Raw genomic sequence first — 20,624 nt, 5'->3', positions numbered from 1 at the left:
ACAAGGCCGGACCGAAGGCTGCTGCCGAGAGGGGCGGGCTACCCTGCGCCCCTCTCGGGTCTCCGCCCCCAGGCGGTGAGCATGCCGGCCGACAGCGCGGCGCACTCGTCGGACCCCACATACCGAACCGCCTGGTCGATTGTCTCGTCGTCGACCAGCCCGGTGGCGAGCATCGCCGCTCTGCTGCGTTCCCAGGTGTCCGCCCAGAAGCGGCTGATGGCGCTGCCCGCCACGAGCGGCGGCACATGGATCTCAGCGGCGACGGGGCTGAGCCCCACCGCGCGCAGCCGCTGCGGGTACGACGGCACCCAGGAGACATCGGTGCCGATCGTGGTCCGCAGCCCCTGCCACATCGCCCGCATCACCGCGGTGTACGGGGTGCCGGGCGTACGGTCGCTCGTCAGGTCGACCGCGTCGCTGAGCACCAGCACCCCGCCGGGCGCGACGAGTTCGGCCAAGGCCCTGATCAGACGGTCCCGCTCGGGCAGGTGCATCAGCACGAAGCGGGCATGGACGAGCTGGAACCGTCCGGAGACGAAGCCCGGGGCGGTGATGTCGGCCTCCAGTACGTCGAGTCCGGGCAGGGACCGCTCTCCGATGAACCGGACGTCGCGGTCCACGGCGAGCACGCTCGCCACTCCGGCCTCGGTCAGCAGCCGGGCGGAGACCGTGCCCGTCCCGGCACCGATGTCGAGGCAGTGCCACCCAGGGCCGGCCCCGACAGCGCGCAGCCGCGCCATGGTGATGTCGTCATAGGCGAGGGCCCCGAAGTCGATGCGGTCCCCCTCGCCCGCCTGTTCGGGCCGGAAGAAGTCCTCGCCGTAGCGGCCGCCGCCCGGCGCTCCCCCGCCCGGAGCCGGGGTCACACCGCCGCCGGCGCGGGCGTGTCGCCCTTGGCGGGCACCCTCGACCGGGTGGTGGGTGACTGAAACGGGGGGTCGCCTGACGGTTCCATGACCGGGCCTCTCCACGGTGGGGCGGTGCCGTGCGGTCCGTACCGGAGCCGCCGCCCACCGATCGTCCACCGGCGCCCGCCACAGCCGCCGAGGCGCGCCGCACCTGGGCCGATCAGCCCTGCGTGACGAGGTGCCCGGTCACTCGGGACAGCTCTGTGCTTCCTTCTGCAGTTGCACCGCGGCCACCAGGCTCAGCTTCGGCTCGGCCTGGCGCAGCGCCTTCACCGCGGCGACCGAGCCGATGTCTCCGGTGAAGCCGACGGCGGCAAGACGGGAGCGCACCCAGCGGGCGCGCAGCCCGCCCTCGGTGGCCGCGGCGGTGGACTCCACGAGTGCGGCGGCGCGTTCCAGACCTGGCAGCTCCTCGGGCGATGCCTCGGCCAGCGCCTGGCGCAGAGCCTCAGCGACCAGGTCCGCGTCCCGGATGACCAGCAAGAAGTTGTGCTTTCGGTTCAGTCCCGCCATAGCTGCCATGTGGATCACCGTGCCGGTCGCCCTCGCCGGATGGCAAGGGACTTGAGGAATTCGAGAGGAAGCAGGCCGGGCGGGCACCCGGGGCCAGGACGGCGCGCAGACGCCGGCCAGCTAGCAGGAGTGCCGCTCCCGCTCCGGCGAGTAGAGGTGGCTGTCGCCGAACTGTTCCGCGCCGAGCGTGCGGCCGACGATGATGACCGCCGTACGCAGGATTCCCGCTTCGGCGACCTGGCCCGCGATGGTGTCGAGGGTGCCGCGCAGCACGATCTCATCCGGGCGGCTGGCCAGGGCCACGACGGCGGCCGGGCAGTCCGCGCCGTAGTGCGGCAGCAGCTCCGCCACGACCCGCTCGGCGTGCTGGGCCGCCAGGTGCAGCACCATCAGCGCGCCGCTGCGGCCGAGTGTGGCCAGGTCCTCCCCGTCCGGCATCGCGGTGGCGCGCTGGGCGACGCGGGTGAGGATCACCGTCTGGCCGACGGTGGGGACCGTCAGCTCGCGCTTCAGGGCCGCGGCCGCCGCCGCGAAGGCGGGAACGCCGGGCACCACCTCGTAGGTCACCCCTGCCGCGTCGAGCCGGCGCATCTGCTCGGCCACCGCGCTGAAGACCGAGGGGTCCCCGGAATGCAGCCGGGCGACGTCCTGGCCCGCCCGGTCGGCGCGCACCAGTTCGGCGGTGATCTCGTCCAGGTCGAGCTGCGCGGTGTCCGTCAGCCGGGCGTCAGGCGGGCATGCGGCGAGCAGCTCACGCGGCACCAGGCTGCCCGCGTAGAGGCAGACACCGCAGGACGCCAGCAGACGGGCGCCGCGCACCGTGATGAGGTCCGCGGCGCCGGGTCCCGCGCCGATGAAGTACACGGTCATCTGTCGTCTCCAGAAAGGGGGTACGGGTTCTTCTCGACGGCCCACTGGGTGACCGGCATGGCCTGCCGCCAGCCGGTGAAGCCGCCGACGGGCACGGCGTGGGCGACGGCGATGCGCACCAGGTCGCCGCCGTGGGTGCGGTAGCGCTCGGCGAGGAGCGCCTCCGACTCCAGGGTCACGGTGTTGGCGACGAGCCGCCCGCCGTCGGGCAGGGCGTCCCAGCACGCGTCGAGCAGACCGGGGGCGGTCAGTCCTCCCCCGACGAACACCGCGTCCGGCGTGGGCAGTCCGGCGAGTGCGCCGGGGGCCGCGCCGGTGACGACGCGCAGCGCGGGGACGCCGAGCCTGGCGGCGTTACGGGCGATGCGCTCGGCCCGCACCGGGTCGCGTTCGACGGTGACGGCGCGGCAGGACGGGTGGGTGCGCAGCCACTCGATGGCGATGGACCCCGAGCCGCCGCCGATGTCCCAGAGCAGTTCGCCGGGTGCGGGGGCGAGCGCGCCGAGGGTCGCGGCGCGCACATGGCGCTTGGTGAGCTGGCCGTCGTGTTCGTACGCGTCGTCGGGCAGCCCGGGGACGGCGCCGGTCCGCGGGGCGCCGGGGGTGCGGCGGCAGTCGACGGCGATCACGTTCAGCGGGTCGGCGGGCGGATGCGGCCAGTCCGCCGCTGTGCCGTCGGTGATGTTCTCGCGGTCGCCGCCGAGCTGTTCGAGTACCCGCATCCGGCTCGCCCCGAAGCCGTGACCTGTCAGATGGGCGGCCACCTCGGCGGGTGTCGCGGGGCCCGCGCTGAGCACCAGCAGCCTCCGGCGGTCGTACAGCTCCGCGGTCAGCCGGGCGATGGGCCGGCCGACGAGGGTGACGACCTCGGTGTCCTCGACCGGCCAGCCCAGGCGGGCGCAGGCGTACGAGACGGACGAAGGGGACGGCAGCACGCGGACCCCGTCGGCGCCGAGCGCCTCGGTCAGTGCCCGCCCGATGCCGTAGAACATGGGGTCGCCACTGGCCAGTACCGCGATCCGGCGCCCGGCGTGTGCCGCGAGGAGCCCCGGTACGGCGGGCCGCAGCGGTGCGGGCCAGGCCACCCGCTCTCCCGGGCAGCCCGGTGGGAGCAGGGCCAGTTGGCGGGCGCCGCCGATGAGGGTCTCGGCGTGCAGCAGAGCCTGCTGCGATGCGGCGGGCAGCCCGTCCCAGCCGTCGGCTCCGATCCCGACGACGGTGACGGCCGCCGGGGCGGGGGGCGGGGGTGGTGCGGGGGCCACAGCCGGGTTCCTCACGGTTTGATCGGGTCGGGGCGGGTTTCCGCCAAGTTCGGACCGGGTCGGTCCGGTACGGAGTCGCATTCTGGCGGCACCTCTGTGACATGCACAAATCCCCGCCACAAGGGTCTGCCCCGAGGCAGGTGCCTCGGGGCAGACGGGACAGCGGACAGGACAGGTGTCCAGGGGCGGTCGGCGCCTCAGGGTGCCGCCGTGTCGGTTCCGCCGGTGCGGTCCCGCTCCCTGCGGCCACGTTCGTACGTACGCAGCACATGGACCACACGCACCACAGCGAGCAGTCCGGCAACCACCGCCCCGGTCAGCAGCAGGGCCGCTGTGACGCGGTGCGGCAGATTCCACACGGCCGCGGGCCCGGCGATCGCACCGAACACCACCGCGCCCAGGAAGCCCGCGCTGACCAGGGCGTAGCCGATCTCGACCGTCGTGGCGTCGCGGTCGGCCCGGCTGCCGCCTGTCATCCGGTGCTCTTCCCCAGCGTGTAGTGGTCGGCCACCCTCGCGGCGCTGAGCACCCCGGGGTAGACGGCCGTCTCGTCCAGCTGCCCCTTGAAGAAGCCGCTCGTGGGACGCGAGGGCCAGCCTGCCAGTGTGTCGCCGCCCACCCGCCAGAAACCGCTCGAACTCTCGCTCTTCGTCACCGTGTTGCTCTCCAGGAGGTGGCCGTCGACGTACAGCCGCATACCGGTCGGGCCCTGCGTCGCGACGGCCTGGTGCCATTTACCGTCGTTGTACGCCTTCGGGCTCACGAGTGTCTTGAAACCGCTGCCGCTCACTCCGAAGATGAGCTTGCCGGCATTCGTCATGTACACCTGCTTGTCGTACTTCTTGCTGTCGGCCGTGGTGTTGTCGCCGAACCCGATCAGCTTGCCGCCGGATGTGCTGGTGGTCCTGAACCAGGTCTCCAGGCTGTACTTGGCGGGCGCGGCGTACCTGCGGTCGCTGTATATCCACTGGTTGGTGCCGTTGAACCCGATCGCCGTCGACGGGCCGGTGACAGCCCCGGGGGTCTGGCGCAGCGCGGGCGCGTTGACGTCGACACCTGAGCGGTTGCCGCTCGACACGTCCGCCACGAACGGCGCCGTGTGGTCGTCGTAGCGCCAGTACAGCGAGGCACCGTCGCCGAGGACCGCGGCCGGGTAGCGCTCCGCCGCGGCGGTCGCGGTGGCGGTGACGGCCGCCGACTTGGCGCTGGTGTTGCCCGCGGCGTCGGACGCGGTGATCCGGTAGCTGTAGCTCTTGCCTTTGGTGACCGAGGTGTCCTTGACGGACACCTGCGGCCGGGACCACACCAGTGAATCGGCCTGCACGGTCGCCATGGGTGTGGTGGACCCGTCGCGGTAGACCTTGTACGTCAGCTTCGAGTCGTCGTTGTCGAAGCTGGCGCGCCAGCTCACCTGCACCTGGCCCGGTGTCGTACTGACGGCGGTGCCCACCGGAACGGTCGGGGCGCCCTTGTCGCCGGTGGAGGCGAACCGGGTGAGGCTCTGTGCTGCGGCCCCGTTGACGGTGGTGAACTCGCCGCCCGACCACAGGTACTGGGTGGAGCCCGCTGTCGCGATGCTCAGCGCGCGGGGACCGATCCCCTCGCCGTTGCCGTCATTGGTGTCCGGGGTCCAGCCGAGCTTGTCGGTGCCCGTGGTGGGCTGCGCCAGGAAGTGGTGGCGCGGCCCGTTGGGGAAACCGCCGACGCTGGAGCAGTCGTGGGCGTGCGAGGCGCTGTAGAGCACGCCCTTGTACGACTTCACGGACTGGGTGGCGCCCAGGCAGGTGTCGCGCCAGCGCTGGTTCAGGCCGGCGGCGTCGAGAGCGATCCGGCCGTCGAACACACCGAAGCCGGTGCCCTCGTTGCCGGTGTAGATCCCGGTGGCGTCGGTGTCGAGGGTCTTGACCACCGAGTTGGTCTCGATGAAGCCCGGGTACGCCTTCGTCACCTTGCCCGATGCGGCGTCCACCACGGCCAGGGCGTGCGAGGTCGTTCCGTTGACCTTGAAGAAGTCCCCGCCGAGCACCGCGTTCTTGCCGTCCGGGGTCAGCGCGAGCGCGCGGCCCGGCTCGTCCGCGTCGGCGGTGAAGGGCAGCACCGCCCCGTCGGACGCCTTGACCGCGGCGAAGCGCTGGCGCTTCTGCCCGCTGACGGTCTTGAAGTCGCCGCCCGCGTACACGGTGTCCTTGGTCACCGTCAGCGCCCGGACGGTGGCGGCGAAGGCGGGCCTGAACGAGGTCTTGGGCTTGCAGGTGGCGATGTCGATGGCGGCGAGCGAGGACACCTTGGTGCCGTTGACCGCGCCGAAGTAGCCGCCCGCGTAGAGCGTCTTCTGGTCGGGCGACACGGCCAGGGCCCGCACAGTGGCGGTACCGCTGCCGACCGTGAAGGAGAGTGTGCAACTGGTCGGTGCGCCGGTGGCGGCGTTGAAAGCGGCGAAGTTCACCGCGGACCGCGCCGTGCCCGAGGCACCGGCCGGTGGCCGCAGCGCGGAGAAGGTGCCGCCCGCGAACACCACACCGTTGCTCTGGGCGAGCGCCCAGACGATGCCGTTGGTCTGCCAGGTCGGCAGCGCGTCCGCCGTGAACGCCACCGGCGGCGTGATCGCGGACGCGCCGGGCGCCGCGATCACCCCCAGACCGGCCGTGGCGAACGCCATGGCGAGAGCGGCCGACAGTGTTCTTGATCTCTGCATGAACCCCCCAGAAGAAGAACCGGGCTCCGTCCGGAGGACCGCGGAACATCCGGAATACGACAAGGCCGGGGCGAGCGGGAAAGGTCCCCTGCCCACCCCAACCGTCCCGTATCTCACCGTACTTGCCGAAAGGCCGTCGTACCCGCCACTCCTCCCGTCCGGCCGGAACCGGATGGCGCGGCCGATACCGGCAGTGAAAGCTTTCAGCCGCAGGAAGTCAGCCAGTCGGCGCGTTACGGCGAGGACAGCGGCACAGCAAGCCGCGGGTTTACCGGAGTTCGGGCGGAGCCCTTGACAGGCAACAGGGCCAACTCTAACTTCCCCCGGTGGTGAAACGATTCATTCCCGCGTCGTGAGGGAGCCGAACATGATCAGCAGAAGACGACTGCTCAGCACCACCGGAGCGGCCCTGACGGCAGCAGCGGTAGCGGGAGCGGCGCCGGCCGCCCGCGCCGCCGGAGCTTCCGGGGCCGCCGGGCGGCGGAAGGGCGCGGCAGCCGCCGTCCGCGTCACCGCGCCGACCGTGGAGTACGCAGGGCGGCCGCTCGGAATCGACGCGGCGCAGCCGCGGTTGAGCTGGCCGCTCGCGTCCGGCGGTCACGACCTGACGCAGACCGCCTACCAGATCCGGGTCGCGACCGACCCCGGCCGGCTGTCCGAGCCCGATGTGTGGGACAGCGCCAGAGTGGCATCGCCGGATTCGCTCCTGGTGCCGTACGCGGGGCCGCCGCTGCGCTCCCGTACGCGCTACCACTGGTCGGTGCGCGTCTGGGACGACCGGGGCGAGGTCTCCGGGTGGAGTGAACCCTCCTGGTGGGAGACCGGGCTGACGGAGACGTCGGACTGGTCGGCGCAATGGATCGGCGCACCGGCCGGGCTGGTGGCGTCCCCCTCGCTGGACGGCGCGTCATGGATCTGGTTCCCCGAGGGAGATCCGGCGAACAGCGCCCCGGCGGGGACCCGTTGGTTCCGCGGCGGCGTGGAGGTGGCGGCCGGTGTGACCCGGGCCCGGCTCGTCATGACCGCCGACGACGGGTTCACCGCGTATGTGAACGGCACTCAGGTCGCCCACACCACACCGTACGGACCCGCGGAGACCTGGCGCCGTCCGGTCGTCGTGGACGTCACCGGCCTGCTGCGCCCGGGCACCAATGTGGTGGCCGTCGCCGCGGTGAACGCGCTCGAAGGAGCTGCGGGCCTCATCGGCCTGCTGGAGGTGACCGGCAAGGACGGCCCCAGGACGTCCTTCGTGACCGGGGCGGACTGGCGTACCGCACTCCAGGAGCCCGCGGCCGGCTGGGAGTCCACGGGTTTCGACGACGGTTCCTGGCAGGCGGCGCGGGTGCTCGGTGCGTGGGGTACGGGGCCCTGGGGCGAGGTGGCCGCTTCGACGGCGCCGGCCGCCCAGCTCCGCCACGAGTTCCGGCTGCGGCCGGCGCCGGTCGCCCGCGCCCGGCTGTACTCCACGGCGCTGGGTGTCTACGAGGCGAGTCTCAACGGCGAGCGGGTGGGCGATGACCAGCTCGCCCCTGGCTGGACGGACTACCACCACCGCGTCCAGTACCAGACGTACGACGTGACGTCGCTGCTCGCACCGGGGGCCAACGCGCTGGGGCTCACGGTCGGATCGGGCTGGTACGCGGGCCACGTCGCCTCGTTCGGTCCGCACCAGTACGGCGACATACCGGCGGTACTGGCCCAGTTGGAGGTGGTGTACGAGGACGGTACGACCGACCGCATCGGGTCGGATGCCGGCTGGCGGGTCTCGACCGGCCCGGTGACCGACGCCGATCTGCTGATGGGTGAGCACTACGACGCCCGCCGGGAGACCCCCGGGTGGACCCGGGCCGGTTTCGACGCCTCGGGGTGGGTCCCGGCCGCCGTCGTGACCGGGGTCGCGGCCCGGCCGGTGGCCGCCGTCGACGCACCGGCGCGCGTGGAGCGTGAGATCGCGGCCCGTGAGATCACCGAGCCCCAGCCGGGCGTCTTCGTCTTCGACCTCGGCCAGAACATGGTCGGTTCGGTCCGTCTGCAGGTGCCGGGCAAGGGCAGGGCGGGGACCACGGTGCAGCTGCGCCACGGTGAGGTGCTCAACCCCGACGGCACGCTCTACACGGCCAATCTGCGCACCGCTGCGGCCACGGACACGTACACCCTGGCGGGCCGGGGCACCGAGACCTACACCCCGCGTTTCACGTTCCACGGATTCCGCTATGTCGAGGTGACGGGCTATCCGGGCCGGCCGCCGCTGAGCGCCGTGACCGGCCGGGTCATCCATACGTCGGCGCCGTTCACGATGGAGTTCAGAACGAACGTCCCGCTGCTCAACCAGCTGCACAGCAACATCACCTGGGGTCAGCGCGGCAACTTCCTGTCGGTCCCCACCGACACCCCGGCGCGTGACGAACGGCTCGGCTGGACCGGCGACATCAATGTCTTCGCGCCCACCGCGGCCTACACCATGGAGTCGGCCCGGTTCCTCACCAAGTGGCTGTCCGATCTGCGCGGCAACCAGACCGCCGAGGGCAGCTTCACCGATGTGGCTCCGGCGGTGGGGCCCATCGGCAACGGGTCGGCGGGCTGGGGCGACGCCGGGGTCACCGTGCCCTGGGCGCTCTACCAGGCGTACGGGGACACCCGGGTGCTGGAGGAGTCCTGGGACTCCATGGTCAAGTGGCTCGGCTATCTGCGACAGCACAGCGACGGGCTGCTCCGCCCGGCCGAGGGCTACGGGGACTGGCTCAACGTCGACGACGAGACACCCAAGGACGTCATCGGCACGGCCTGTTTCGCGCACAGCGCCGACCTGGTCGCCCGGACGGCCGGCGCGCTCGGCAAGGACCCGGCGCCGCACCGCACCCTCTTCGAGCAGATACGTACCGCCTTCCGTACCGCGTACGTGTCGGCGGACGGCAGGGTCGAGGGCGACACCCAGACCGGCTATGTGCTGGCACTCTCCATGGACCTGCTGGCGGACGGCGAACGCGGACCGGCCGCCGACCGGCTGGTGCAGCTGATCAAGGCCAGGGACTGGCACCTGTCGACGGGCTTCCTCGGCACACCGCGGCTGCTGCCCGTGCTCACCGCGACCGGCCACACGGATGTCGCCTACCGTCTGCTGCTGCAGCGCACTTTCCCGAGCTGGGGCTACCAGATCGACCGCGGCTCCACGACGATGTGGGAGCGCTGGGACTCGATCAGGCCCGACGGCGGTTTCCAGGACGCCTCGATGAACTCCTTCAACCACTACGCGTACGGCTCGGTCGGCGAGTGGATGTACGCGAACATCGCGGGCATCGCCCCCGGCGCACCCGGATTCCGCCGTACGGTCATCAGGCCGCGCCCCGGCGGCGGGGTGACGGAGGCCGATGGCCGTTTCGACTCGCGCTACGGCCCGGTCACCACCCACTGGACGACGTCCGGCGGGTTCCGGCTCACCGTGTCGCTGCCGCCCAACACCACGGCGGAGGTGTGGATCGCCGCCGGCCGGGCGTCCGATGTCGACCACGGAGCGGCCACTTTCCTGCGGATGGAGGACGGGTGCGCCGTCTTCCACGCCGGATCGGGGACACACCGCTTCGCCGTCCGGGCCGCCGGCTGACGTCCCTGGCCCGGGAAGAGAGCGGGGGGCGCCACCGGCCGGATCCGAGGCGTCCGGCCGGTGGCGCCGACGCGCTCCCTAGGTCAGCTCCGCACCGTGAAGCCGTCCACGATCATGTACTGACCGCTCTTCATCGTCCCCGTGAGGGTGTGCACCCCGGCCGGGAGACCGCTGACCGACCAGAGCTTCTGCTGGTACTGGCGTGAGCCGCTGGTGGCGTCGGCTGTCTCCCGGTGGACCCCGTCGACAGCGATGTCGATCAGCCCCTCGTCCGCGTTCAGCTCGGTGAGGAAGTCGGCCCCGGTGCCGTTGAAGGTGAAGGTGAAGGAGTCACCGACGGATGTGGTGGCGTCGATGTCGTTCTGGAACGAGCCCTCACCGCCGGCCTTGGCACCCCGCCAGCCCCAGCCGCTCCCGGTGTAGGTCACGCCGGCGGTGTTGTTGTACTCCTGTGGCCCGGTGGGCTTGAGCAGCGTGACGTCGGTGGCGGACTGGGCGCGCCACACGCCGAGTGTGACGGTGCTGCCGGGGGCGAGCTTGTTGTAGACCGCCCAGAAGCTGTCGCGGTCCGTCACAGCGGTGCCGTTCACCGACCGGATCACATCGAGGGGGCGCAGCCCCTGGCCGTAGGCGTAGGAGGTGGTGGGGACGCTCCGCAGGTACAGCCCGTCGAAGTCGCCGAGTCCGACGGCCGACTGGGTGGCCTTGTCGTAGATCTGCCGGGCGGTGGCGCCCATCAGCGGCTCGGGCTGGGTCTCGATCACGGTGTCGGGTTCCGGGGCGGCCGGCCATTCCACCGCGGGAGGTGTCGCCTCGCCCGGCCTTCCGGTGCCGAAGCGGTCCATCGGGAAGTCGACGAATCCCAGGGCCTTCGCGGGTGAGTCGGCGGCCGGTGTGTAGTCCGTCATGGCGGGCGAATCCCACGGCGAGCCTCCGGCGAACCGCGGATCGGCTGTGACCGAGTGGGTGTCCAGACGTCCGGTGCTCCATTCGCCCGGCAGGCCGACCGGCTGCCCGTTGTTCCAGAACAGGTTGTTGTCGGCGGTGTACTTGGCGGCGGTGGGGTCGCTGCCGGTGAGTGAGTAGGGCGAGTCGGCGAGGATGATGTTCTTGGTGATGGCGTCGCCGTTGTCGCGGTGCGAGATCTGCTCGTAGACCGATCCGCCCACGACGATGTTGTTGGTGACGGTCCGTTTGAATCCGTCGCGCAGCTTGATGCCCGCGCCGAGGAGCAGGTTGTTCTTCACGACGTAGTTGCTCGATCCGTCGTCCAGGTCGACGGCCCATTCGCTGGTGTGCCAGATCCGGTTGTCGCTGATCGTGATCGGGCGGACCACGTCGAGCAGCGAGTAGCTCTTCTGCAGGGCGTCGGACTCGGCGCTGGGGTTGATGCTGGGCCCGGCGATGGGCCAGTAGCGGTCCCGGCCCCAGGCGTTGACCGGTCCGTGGTCCGAGGTCTCCTTCACACAGTCGAAGATGTCGTTGTACTGGATCCGGTGTCCGCCCCAGGTGCCGTCGTTGACGTTGACACAGGACCGCGGGCTGCCGTGGATGGTGTTGTGGGAGACGGTGACGCGGCTGCTCATGGAGATGTTGACGCCGGCGCTCTGCTTCTCGAACCGGCCCATGTCCGCCATGCTGTTGCCGCTGACGTCGATGTCGCGCGGGTAGTCGTCCGTTCTGGGGCCGGGTGTGAGATCCGTGGGCGGGTCGACCATGTGCGCCCAGGTCGACAGGTTCCGTACGGCCTTGACCGAGCCGACCACCTGGACGTCGCTCGCGCCGGATCCCGCGAAGGTGTTCCCGGTGACGGCGTCGCCCTTGTTGTAGCCGTCGATGAAGACGCCGTTGCCGCCGACCTGGGCGAAGGAGGAGTGCGAGACGGTGATGTTCCTGGCGTTCTTGATGTGGACGGCTCCGGCCCGCGCCACCGCCCAGTCACCGAGCTGCAGTGGCTCGTACGGGGTGTCGAAGAGGGTGCGGTGCGTGGCGGTGTAGGTGAAGCCGTCGAAGGTGAGGTCGTGGACCGGGCGGGAGGAGGACGTGCCCTCGGCGCGGACGAGTTCGTCCAGTTCGGCCGTGTCCACGGTGGTCCTCGACAGGTCGGTGCCGGCCGGCGGGATCATGTACAGCTTCCCGGTGTCCCGGTCGTAGAACCACTCGCCCGGCGCGTCGAGTTCCTCCAGGACGCCCTCGGCGACGACGTGCGCGGTGTCCACGTCACCGCCCCGGTTGTTGTCCCCGACCCACTTCAGCCGGAGGCCGGAGGCGTCGCGCCCGGTGATCGTGTAGTCGTTGCCGCCCCAGTGGGAGGAGTGCAGGCCGCGGATGTCGCCGGTGGACGGGTTCTTCCACCGCGCCGAGCGGGTGTTGAGCGTGGCCATGGTGGTCGAGCCGCCCAGTACGGCGGTGTCCGGGTCGAAGTTCGGGTAGCGGGCGAGCACTTGGCGGGTGCCGCCCACGAACAGCCCGTCGATCGTGCGGTGTGCGCCGATGTCCGTCACCCGGATCGCGCTGTTGTGCCGGTCGGTCGTCCACCGGCCGGTGACTCTGCGGCCGCCGCTGAGCACGGCCCGCTCGCCCGGGTACGAGGAGTAGGTCACCGGCGCTGACGCGCTGCCCGAGTCCGCCGCGCCGAACTTCAGGGTGGCGGTGAGGTGGTAGGTGCCACCGCGTACCCAGACATGGACCGGGTGCCCCGTCCTGGACGCCTTTCGCGCGGAGACCTGCGCGGCCGCCAGGGTCAGCAGAGGTGCGCGGGTGGAGAGTCCCGAGTTCCGGTCGCTGCCGGACACCGATACGTAGATGTTCCGGTTGGCGGGCGTATGGGCCGCAGCCGCGGTGCCCGCGGTGAGCGCGGGCGCGGCGCCCACGGTCACGGCGGCGACGACCGCCGTCATCGCGAGCCGGCGCTTCGGCGCGGCTCTGCCTCCTGGTCTGTCGTCCGGGCTGCGGTGCACGTCTGACTCCCTGACACGTAAGGGGCGGGCTGTCCGGCAGAGTTGGCTGCCGCAACGAGCTTTCATCCGATGTATCGATGAATTCCCGATCGGGCGGAACTCTGCTACCCGCCTCAGCCAGGTGTCAAGAGGTCCGACACCAGATCAATATCCTTATCCCGCTGCCCAGTTGTCCGATGTATCAGGGGAAGCAGGGGAACACGGAAGGGGGCGGTCAGATCGACCGCCCCCTTCCGTCGGCGCACCCCGCCGGGGTCACTTCCCGCGTACGCCCTTGAGCTCCCGCGCGATGTCGCCCACGGCCGCCCAGCTGAACGCCATGGCGGGGCCGATGGTCGCCCCGGGCCCCGGGTAGGTCTCGCCCATCACGGCTGCGGACACATTGCCCGAGGCGTACAGCCCCTTGATGGCGGTGCCGTCCTCGCGCAGGACCCGCGCGGACCCGTCGGCGACCAGGCCGCCCTTGGTGCCGATGTCCCCCGGGTGGACGGGGATGGCGTAGTACGGGGCCTTGTCGAGCGGGGCGAGGTTGGGGTTGAGCAGCGTCGGGTCGCCGTAGTAGCGGTCGTAGACGCTCTCGCCGCGCCCGAAGTCCTCGTCACGGCCCGCCCGTGCGAAGCCGTTGAACCGCTCGACGGTGGCGCGCAGCCGCTCGGGTCCCGCGCCGATGGCGGCGGCCAGCTCGGGCAGGGATCCGGCCTTCTTCACGAAGCCGCTCGCCAGCCATTTCTTCGGGAAGGGCTGTCCCGGGAAGAGCCCCATGAAGATGTAGCGGGCCTTGGACCTGGCGTCGAGGATCAGCCAGGACGGCACGGTCGAGGCGTCCGGGCGGTGGTTGGCGTACATCTCGTCGACGAACTGGTGGTACGGGGCGGCTTCGTTGGCGTACCGCTCCCCCGCGCCGTTGACGATGACCATGGAGGGGATGCCGCGGTCGGCGACCAGGAAGAAGGGCTTCTCACCGGCGCCCGGCGGTACGACGGACGGGGCGCCCCACATCTTGTCGAGCAGGTCCGTCGCGGCCCCCGCCTCGACGCCCAGCCGCAGCGCGTCACCGGTCTGTCCGTCCGATGCCGAGGTCCAGTCCGTCGAGGTGGGCGCGGGCAGATACTTCTCGCGCAGCTGCTGGTCGTGCGAGAACCCACCGGAGGCGAGGACGACGCCGCCGTGCGCCTGGATGGTGACGGGTGAGCCGTCGCGCTCGGCGCGTACGCCGGTGATCCGGCCGTCCTCCTCCACCAGGCCGGTGAGCGGGGTGGAGAGCCACAGCTCGCCGCCGAGCGCGTCGAGCGACTGGCGCATCCGGGCGATGAGGGCCTGGCCGAGCGCGATGGGCTTCGCGCCCCTGGCGAGTGCCCCGGCCGCCTGCATCCCGACCTTGAGCGAGGTCTTCCGGCCCGCCCAGGTGCGGGCGACCATGTTGAGGAAGCGGAAGTCGTACGAGGTGATGGTGAGCCCGTACGTGGGCAGGCCGGCCTTGCGCATGGTGGCGCGGCGGTCGGCCGGGAGCTTCTTCAGGTCGAAGACCAGCGGCTCGATGGAGCGGCCCTGCGGGTAGCCGCCCATGGCCTCGGGGAAGTAGTCGGAGTAGCCGGGTGTGTAGGCGAACCTGACCGTGGTCCTGTCGTGGAACTCGCGGACCATGCGCGGCCCGTGCTCCAGATAGGCGTCCTTGCGCTCGGCGGGCACCCGGTCGCCGACGGTCGCGTCGAGGTAGGCGCGGGCCTTGGCCCGGGTGTCGCCGAGCCCCGCGTCGTCCAGGTGGAAGTTGCCCGGTACCCAGATCGCGCCGCCCGACAGGGCGGTCGACCCGCCGTACAGCTCGGTCTTCTCGATCACCAGGGCGGTCAGGCCGCGCAGCCGTGCGGTGATGGCTGCCGCGAGTCCGGCGGCGCCGGATCCGACGACGACCACGTCGTAACTGTGGTCCCAGCGGGTGTTCATGGGGCGGTCCTCTCCGGCCGGGCGCCGGTCGGCACCGGCGCCCGGTCACGTGTCACTGCTGTGGTGCGCCGCGGGCGCGGGCGGCGTTCCGGCTGCTTCGCGCCGCCGGTACGCGCGCCGTGGTTCATCAGAAGTCGCCCGCCGCGTAGGCGCTGCCGAAGTAGAGCAGCGGTGTTCCGTCGGGCCGTGCGGCGAGGTCGAGTACCTCGCCCGTGACGACGAGGTGGTCGCCCGCCTCCTGGACGCTGTGCAGCGCGCAGTCCACGGTGGCGAGGGCGCCGTCGATCCGTACGGTGCCGTGCTCCGACACCGTCCAGCCGACGCCGTCGAACTTGTCGCCCCCGCGTCCGCCGAGCGCGGCGCAGACCTCGCGCTGTTCCTCGGCGAGGACGCTGACGGCGAACCGCCCGGTGTCCGCGACACGTGGCCAGCTGGTCGATGTCTTGCCGACGCACAGCATGACGAGCGGCGGGTCGAGGGAGAGCGAGGCGAAGGACTGGCAGGCCAGGCCCACCGGCCTGCCGTCGGCGTCGACGGAGGCGACGACGGTGATGCCGCTCGCGAACCTGCCGAGCACCTCCCGGAAGGCGGCGGGGGCGACCGCTTCCGTCAGCCGTTCCACTGGTGGCCCCAGAAGCTGTCGGCCGTCATCTCCTTGGCGACCCAGGTGGTGTCGTCCACGAGGCGGCCCTCGGTGCCGTACTCGACCTGGAATCCGCCGGGCGCCTGCGCGTAGAAGGACACCATCAGGTCGTTGGTGTGGCGGCCGAGGGAGGACGCCACCGGGATACCGGCCGCGTGGAGGCGGTCGAGTCCGCGGCCGACGTCGTCGAGCGTGGCCACCTCCACCATGAAGTGCACGATGCCGGGCTCCATCAGGCCCGGGTAGAGGCCCAGGCTGTGGTGGCGGGGGTTGCACCCCATGAAGTGCATCCAGTGGACGTCACGGTCGGCGGCGGCGCCGGGCACGATCGCGGCGGGCAGCCGCATCGAGTCGCGCAGCGTGAAGCCGAGCAGCCCCTCGTAGAAGTCGTACGCCTCCTCGATGGCGGGGGCGGGCAGCACCACATGGCCGAGGCCCAGGTCGCCGGTGATGAAGCGGTTGCCGTACGGGGTGACGGCCGGGGTGTGGTCCTGGGCCTGGCCCCAGAAGATCTCCAGCTGGTTGCCCGCCGGGTCCTGGCAGTGGAACATGCCCTGCACCCGCCGGTCGGCGAGCTCGTCCGGCTTGGAGTCCTCGGTCTCGACCCCGGCCGCGGCGAGCTCCGCGCGGGCGGTGGCCAGCGCGGCGGCGTCACGCACCTCCCAGCCCGCGGCGAGCAGCCGGTCGGTGGCGCCGCGCTCGATGGTGATGCGGTGCGCGCGGTCGTCGAGGCGCAGCCGCAGGAGGTCCTCGGTCGAGCCGGGCGCCTCGATCATGCCGAGTACGTCGAGTGTGAAGGCTCGCCACTCGTCGAACGCGGCGGTTTCCAGACGCAGATAGCCCAGTGCGCGAATATCCATGAACCCGGTGCCTCTCAGTGCGTGAAGAATCAGTGCGAGAAGAAGTCGACGGCGAGCCGGTTGAACTCGTCGGCCTGTTCGGTCTGCGCCCAGTGGCCGCAGTGCGGGAAGACGTGCAGCCGGGCGTCGGGGATCGCCTTGAGCGCCACCAGTGCCCCGTCGAGCGGGTTGGCCCGGTCCTCGCGGCCCCAGGTCAGCAGCGTGGGTGCGGTGATCCGGTGGGCCTCGCGCCACAGCATGGTGTCCTGCTGCCAGGCCGGGTTGGCGAAGGAGGCGGCCATCCGTGCGTTGCCGAGCTTGGCACCGGGTCCGGTGGCCTGGGCCCAGCGCTCCTCGATCAGTTCGTCGGTGACGATCGCCGGGTCGTAGGCGAGGGTGGTGAGGAAGGTCCGCAGCTGGTCCTTGGTCGGCTCGGCGGCCGCGCTGAACTCGAAGAGCCGCTTGATGCCTTCGGTGGGGTCGGCCGCGAAGAGGTTGAGGGAGATCCCGCCGGGCCCCATCAGCAGCAGCTTGTCCACCTTGTCCGGATGGTTGAGCGCCATCCGGACCGAGGTGCCGCCGCCGAGCGAGTTGCCGATGAAGTGGGCCCGGGATATGCCCAGTTCGTCCATCAGGGCGGCCACGGCGTCCGCGCTGAAGCTGAAGAAGTCCTTGTCGAGTTCGGGCTTGTCGGACGCGCCGAAGCAGGGCTGGTCGACGAGGAGCGTACGGAAGTACTCGGCGAAGACGGGAAGGTTGCCGCCGAAGTTGGACCAGCCGGAGGCGCCGGGGCCGCCGCCGTGCAGCATGATCACGACGGGTGCGCCGGGGGCGGCCGGGCCCGCCTCGTGGTAGTGGAGGGTGAGTCCGCCGGCTTTGACAGTGCGCGAGGTGGAGGCGTGGTCGATCACAGCATCGTGTCCTGGGGGTCGAGGCCGAGGGCTCCCCGGCCGAAGAGGACGAGCGCGCGCTCGGGGTCGTTGGCGGCGTGGCCGCGGGCGTTGTGGGCGTCGCGCCAGGCGCGCTGGATCGCGTTGTCGCCGGTGCGCATGGCGCTGCCGCCCGCGTTCTCCATCAGCAGGTCGACGGCGGCGACCGCGCGCTCGGTGGCGAGCACCTGGTCGCGGCGGGTGCGGGTGCGCAGCGCGGTCGGCAGTTCCTCGCCGCGCTCGGCGCACTCGTACAGGTCGGAGATGTTCCGGACGAGCTGCAGCCAGGAGGCGTCGATCTCGCTGGCGGCGCGGGCGATGCGCACCTGCGCGAAGGGGTCCTCGGAGACCTGCTGCCCGTACGAGACGCGGATCCGCTCGCGGGTGGCGGCGACATAGCTGTCGTACGCGCCTTCGGCGATGCCGATCACCGGGGTGGAGATGGTGGTGGTGAAGACCGACGCGTACGGCAGACGGTAGAGCGGCTCGGGGTTGTGCAGCCGCCCGGGGGCCTCCAGGGCGGTGACGGGTCCGAAGCTCAGGGCTCGGTGGTCGGGGACGTAGGTGTCCTCGATGATGATGTCGTTGCTGCCGCTGCCGCGGAGTCCGACGGTGTCCCAGACGTCGTCGATGCGGTACTCGGTGCGCGGCACCAGGAAGGTGCGCATGTCGACCGGCTTGCCGTCGGCGTCGTAGATGATGCCGCCGAGCAGCGCCCACTCGGCGTGGTCGCAGCCGGAGGAGAAGCGCCAGCGCCCGGAGAGCCGGAAGCCGCCTTCGACGGGGGTGACCTTGCCGGTCGGGGCATACGAGGAGCAGATACGGACCCGGTTGTCCTCGCCCCACACCTCGTCCTGGGCACGCCGGTCGTACAGCCCGACGTGCCAGGGGTGCACACCGACGACGGAGGCGACCCAGCCGGTGGACCCGCAGGCCCTGGCGATCTCTCTGACGGCGCTGTAGAAGACGGCGGGGTGTGCGGCGAAGCCGCCGTACGCCTTGGGCTGGAGAAGCCGGAAGAAGCCGGTCTCGGCGAGTTCCTTGATGGAGGTGTCCGGCACTCGGCGCAGCGCTTCGGTCTCGGCGGCACGCTGGCGCAGGGTCGGGGCAAGGGCCCGCACCGCGGCGAGAACCTCGTCGGCACTCATGCGCATCCCCTCTCGGTCGTCCTGGATGGATGCGAGGAACCTACGCTTTTACTATTCCGAAACGAAATACCTTCTTCCCGCTGAGCGGGAACCGTGGAAGCCTCACGACATGGCAGAGCAGCCGCCCTCACTGTTGGAGAAGGCCGCGCTGGTGCTGGGTGCGTTCGAAGGCCCGGCACCCCGGCTGACACTCACCGATGTGATGCACCGTTCGGGCCTTCCGCGCTCGTCGGTGCACCGCATCCTCGATCAGCTCGTCCGGCTTCGATGGCTGGACCGGGAAGGCCGGGACTACCGGCTCGGCATGCGGATGCTGGAGCTTGGCGCCCTGGCCTCGCACCACAACCGGCTGCGCCGGGCGGCCCTGCCGCATCTGCACGCGCTGCACGAGTCCACCGGGCATGTGGCGCACCTGGCCGTGCTCGACGGGCCGGAGGTGGTGTATCTGGAACGCATCGGCGGGGCCCAGGACGGTGGGGTGCCCTCGCGGGTGGGCGGCAGGCAGCCGGCGTACTGCACGGGGACCGGCAAGGCGATCCTCGCGTTCAGTGAGGACGCGCTGGTCGCCGAGGCGGTACGGGCGGGGCTGCGGCCGCGCACGGCCCGGACGATCACCCGGCCGGTGGCGTTCCATCAGGAGCTGGCGCGGATCCGGGAGCGGGGCGTGGCGTTCGACGTCGAGGAGGCGTTCCGGGGGGTGTCGTGCGTGGCGGCGCCGCTGCGCGGTGCGGGCCGGGCGATCGCCTCGGTGTCGCTCTGCGGCAATGGCACGCACCGCGAGCTGGAGCGGCTGGCCCCGGTGGTGCTGGCCACGTCCAGGGCGGTGTGGCGCTCGCTCTTCGGACCGGGGCGCGCGGAGGCCCGTACGCGAACGGCCCCGGCACCGGCCCCGGCCCCCGCGCCGGCACCGGAGGTGGCGACGCCCATCGACGCGGCCGAGATGGACAACATGATGTCCTGGATGCGGTTCGCCGACTGGATGTGAGACGGGCCCGAGGGCACGGGGCGGGGGCGACGGGCCTGCTGCGGCGGACCGGCCGACCGCGGTAGCGGCAGCAGGCAGGGGAGCAGCGGTCAGGAGTAGGTGATGCTGATCCGCTCGGCGGCCGGCAGCGCCTGGCAGGCCAGGACGTAGCCGTCCGCGCGGTCCTCGTCGTCCAGGACGTCGTCGCGGATCACGGTGACCTCCCCTTCGACGACCCGGCAGGCGCAGGCGGCGCAGGAACCCTCCCGGCAGGAGTACGGGGCGTCGACTCCCGCGGCGAGCAGGGCGTCGAGCAGCGGGGTGGTGGCGCCCCAGGCCACCCGGTGGGTCTCGCCGTCCAGCTCGACCACCGCCTCGGCGGCCTCGCCCTCCGCCCCGGCGGGCTCCGCCTCGGGCGCGGCGAAGACGTCCCCGGTGAGCGAGAAGAACCGTTCCCGGTGGATGGCGGCGGGGGCGGCCCCCGCCGTGCGCAGGGCGGTGTCCACCGCGTCCATGAAGGGCGCCGGCCCGCACAGGTACGCGTGGTGGTCCGCGTACGGCTCCAGGAGGCCGGTGAGCCGGTCCGCGGTCGGCAGACCGTCGAGCGCCTCCAGCCAGTGCAGCACGACCAACCGCCGCGGATGGGCACCGGCCAGCTTCCTGATCTCGTCCCGGAAGATCACCGAGGTCTCGTCGCGGTTGGCGTACAGGAGCACGACGCGCCCCCTGCCCTGGTCAAGGGCGGCCTTGGCCAGCGAGATCACCGGAGTGATGCCGCTGCCCGCCGCGGCCAGCAGCAGATCGCCGTCCAGCGGGCCCGAGCCGAAGGTGCCGGCCGGGGGCAGCACCTCCAGTTCGTCGCCCTCGCCGACGTGGTCGCAGAGCCAGTTGGAGCCGTGGCCGCCCGCCACCCGCTTCACCGTGATCTTCATCGGTTCACCGGAGTGCGGGGAGCTGGCGAGGGAGTAGCACCGTGCGGCCACTCCCCCGTCGGCACCCGGCAGTTTCAGCGTCAGGAACTGGCCCGGCCGGTAGGCGAGCGCGCCGTCGGCCGGGTCGAGCACGAAGGAGCGCGCGTCCGCCGTCTCGGCCACCACCGCGGTGACCCGGAGCCGGTGCGTCCGGGCCGCCGGCGTCGGGGGCACTTCAGGCATCGGCCACCGCCAGCCGCCCGTCTCCGACGGCCCGGTCGATGCTGTCGCGCAGGGCCGCGCAGGTACGCATCGGGTCCTGGTACTCGGCGCAGACGGCCGAGGCGTCGGCCGTCCACTGCACGGAGGTGTGGGCCATGGAGAACTTCTCGCACAGGACCTGGTTGCCGCAGGCCGCGCACTCGACCGGTGTCATG

Annotated in this window: 16 protein-coding genes; 2 read left to right on the top strand and 14 right to left on the bottom strand. The window is 71.7% G+C overall.

Going from position 1 to position 20,624, the window contains the following annotated elements; genetic code table 11:
• Positions 1–38: 38 nt before the first annotated feature.
• From OG510_RS36020 to OG510_RS35995, 6 genes are all read right to left on the bottom strand, one after another.
• Positions 39–866, bottom strand: coding sequence for a class I SAM-dependent methyltransferase (locus OG510_RS36020; RefSeq protein ID WP_406142220.1), 828 nt, complete (start codon positions 864–866; stop codon positions 39–41).
• Between the two features lie 228 nt (positions 867–1,094).
• The gene (locus tag OG510_RS36015; RefSeq protein WP_406142219.1) at positions 1,095–1,430 is read right to left on the bottom strand and encodes a hypothetical protein; all 336 of its coding nucleotides are present in this window, start codon (positions 1,428–1,430) and stop codon (positions 1,095–1,097) included.
• Between the two features lie 111 nt (positions 1,431–1,541).
• The gene (gene cobM / locus OG510_RS36010; protein WP_406142218.1) at positions 1,542–2,291 is read right to left on the bottom strand and encodes a precorrin-4 C(11)-methyltransferase; all 750 of its coding nucleotides are present in this window, start codon (positions 2,289–2,291) and stop codon (positions 1,542–1,544) included.
• Positions 2,288–3,553, bottom strand: coding sequence for a precorrin-6y C5,15-methyltransferase (decarboxylating) subunit CbiE (cbiE, locus tag OG510_RS36005; protein ID WP_406142217.1), 1,266 nt, complete (start codon positions 3,551–3,553; stop codon positions 2,288–2,290). Before cbiE ends, cobM begins: the two co-directional genes overlap by 4 nt.
• A 197-nt stretch (positions 3,554–3,750) precedes the next feature.
• Positions 3,751–4,029, bottom strand: coding sequence for a DUF6332 family protein (locus OG510_RS36000; RefSeq protein ID WP_406142216.1), 279 nt, complete (start codon positions 4,027–4,029; stop codon positions 3,751–3,753).
• Positions 4,026–6,248, bottom strand: coding sequence for a LamG-like jellyroll fold domain-containing protein (locus OG510_RS35995; protein ID WP_406142215.1), 2,223 nt, complete (start codon positions 6,246–6,248; stop codon positions 4,026–4,028). The genes OG510_RS36000 and OG510_RS35995 overlap by 4 nt, the downstream gene beginning before the upstream one ends.
• Before the next feature lie 367 nt (positions 6,249–6,615).
• Here OG510_RS35995 and OG510_RS35990 point away from each other — a divergent pair, with 367 nt between their 5' ends.
• Positions 6,616–9,849 carry an alpha-L-rhamnosidase gene (locus tag OG510_RS35990; protein ID WP_406142214.1) on the top strand — a complete coding sequence of 1,078 codons (3,234 nt, stop codon included), beginning with the start codon at positions 6,616–6,618 and terminating at the stop codon, positions 9,847–9,849.
• A gap of 83 nt (positions 9,850–9,932) precedes the next feature.
• On the opposite strand, the gene OG510_RS35985 is transcribed toward OG510_RS35990, so the two are convergent.
• The 6 genes from OG510_RS35985 to hsaA all read right to left on the bottom strand — a co-directional run bounded on the left by OG510_RS35985 (position 9,933) and on the right by hsaA (position 18,312).
• A complete protein-coding gene (locus tag OG510_RS35985) occupies positions 9,933–12,809 on the bottom strand; it encodes a PDZ domain-containing protein (protein WP_406142213.1) in 2,877 nt (958 codons plus the stop codon).
• Between the two features lie 255 nt (positions 12,810–13,064).
• Positions 13,065–14,753 carry an FAD-dependent oxidoreductase gene (locus OG510_RS35980; protein ID WP_406142212.1) on the bottom strand — a complete coding sequence of 563 codons (1,689 nt, stop codon included), beginning with the start codon at positions 14,751–14,753 and terminating at the stop codon, positions 13,065–13,067.
• A gap of 127 nt (positions 14,754–14,880) precedes the next feature.
• Positions 14,881–15,375 carry a flavin reductase family protein gene (locus OG510_RS35975; protein WP_406142211.1) on the bottom strand — a complete coding sequence of 165 codons (495 nt, stop codon included), beginning with the start codon at positions 15,373–15,375 and terminating at the stop codon, positions 14,881–14,883.
• Entirely contained in the window at positions 15,363–16,256 is an 894-nt protein-coding gene (locus tag OG510_RS35970) for a VOC family protein (RefSeq protein ID WP_406142210.1), read from the bottom strand. Before OG510_RS35970 ends, OG510_RS35975 begins: the two co-directional genes overlap by 13 nt.
• Positions 16,257–16,285: 29 nt before the next feature.
• Entirely contained in the window at positions 16,286–17,146 is an 861-nt protein-coding gene (gene hsaD / locus OG510_RS35965) for a 4,5:9,10-diseco-3-hydroxy-5,9,17-trioxoandrosta-1(10),2-diene-4-oate hydrolase (RefSeq protein ID WP_406142209.1), read from the bottom strand.
• On the bottom strand, positions 17,143–18,312 hold the full coding sequence (gene hsaA, locus OG510_RS35960; RefSeq protein WP_406142208.1) for a 3-hydroxy-9,10-secoandrosta-1,3,5(10)-triene-9,17-dione monooxygenase oxygenase subunit: 1,170 nt from the start codon (positions 18,310–18,312) through the stop codon (positions 17,143–17,145). The genes hsaD and hsaA overlap by 4 nt, the downstream gene beginning before the upstream one ends.
• A 109-nt stretch (positions 18,313–18,421) precedes the next feature.
• Here hsaA and OG510_RS35955 point away from each other — a divergent pair, with 109 nt between their 5' ends.
• The gene (locus OG510_RS35955) at positions 18,422–19,297 is read left to right on the top strand and encodes an IclR family transcriptional regulator (protein WP_406142207.1); all 876 of its coding nucleotides are present in this window, start codon (positions 18,422–18,424) and stop codon (positions 19,295–19,297) included.
• An 89-nt stretch (positions 19,298–19,386) separates the two neighbouring features.
• On the opposite strand, the gene OG510_RS35950 is transcribed toward OG510_RS35955, so the two are convergent.
• Together OG510_RS35950 and OG510_RS35945 are read right to left on the bottom strand one after the other, a co-directional pair.
• Positions 19,387–20,430, bottom strand: coding sequence for a 2Fe-2S iron-sulfur cluster-binding protein (locus OG510_RS35950; RefSeq protein ID WP_406142206.1), 1,044 nt, complete (start codon positions 20,428–20,430; stop codon positions 19,387–19,389).
• Positions 20,423–20,623, bottom strand: a complete 201-nt coding sequence (locus OG510_RS35945) for a hypothetical protein (protein WP_164260274.1) — start codon at positions 20,621–20,623, stop codon at positions 20,423–20,425. The genes OG510_RS35950 and OG510_RS35945 overlap by 8 nt, the downstream gene beginning before the upstream one ends.
• Position 20,624: the final 1 nt, after the last annotated feature.

This window comes from Streptomyces sp. NBC_01089 (assembly GCF_045162975.1).
Classification (GTDB): Bacteria; Actinomycetota; Actinomycetes; order Streptomycetales; family Streptomycetaceae; genus Streptomyces.
This window is presented reverse-complemented; position numbering and strand designations above follow the sequence as displayed.

Bases quoted from the DNA above. Each gene is read 5' to 3' on its own strand.
- OG510_RS35970 (WP_406142210.1), bottom strand. From the start codon at position 16,256: ATGGATATTCGCGCACTGGGCTATCTGCGTCTGGAAACCGCCGCGTTC.
- OG510_RS35950 (WP_406142206.1), bottom strand. From the start codon at position 20,430: ATGCCTGAAGTGCCCCCGACGCCGGCGGCCCGGACGCACCGGCTCCGG.
- cobM (WP_406142218.1), bottom strand. From the start codon at position 2,291: ATGACCGTGTACTTCATCGGCGCGGGACCCGGCGCCGCGGACCTCATC.
- OG510_RS35955 (WP_406142207.1), top strand. From the start codon at position 18,422: ATGGCAGAGCAGCCGCCCTCACTGTTGGAGAAGGCCGCGCTGGTGCTG.
- OG510_RS35995 (WP_406142215.1), bottom strand. From the start codon at position 6,248: ATGCAGAGATCAAGAACACTGTCGGCCGCTCTCGCCATGGCGTTCGCC.
- OG510_RS35945 (WP_164260274.1), bottom strand. From the start codon at position 20,623: ATGACACCGGTCGAGTGCGCGGCCTGCGGCAACCAGGTCCTGTGCGAG.
- OG510_RS35980 (WP_406142212.1), bottom strand. From the start codon at position 14,753: ATGAACACCCGCTGGGACCACAGTTACGACGTGGTCGTCGTCGGATCC.
- OG510_RS35990 (WP_406142214.1), top strand. From the start codon at position 6,616: ATGATCAGCAGAAGACGACTGCTCAGCACCACCGGAGCGGCCCTGACG.
- OG510_RS36000 (WP_406142216.1), bottom strand. From the start codon at position 4,029: ATGACAGGCGGCAGCCGGGCCGACCGCGACGCCACGACGGTCGAGATC.
- OG510_RS36015 (WP_406142219.1), bottom strand. From the start codon at position 1,430: ATGGCAGCTATGGCGGGACTGAACCGAAAGCACAACTTCTTGCTGGTC.
- hsaA (WP_406142208.1), bottom strand. From the start codon at position 18,312: ATGAGTGCCGACGAGGTTCTCGCCGCGGTGCGGGCCCTTGCCCCGACC.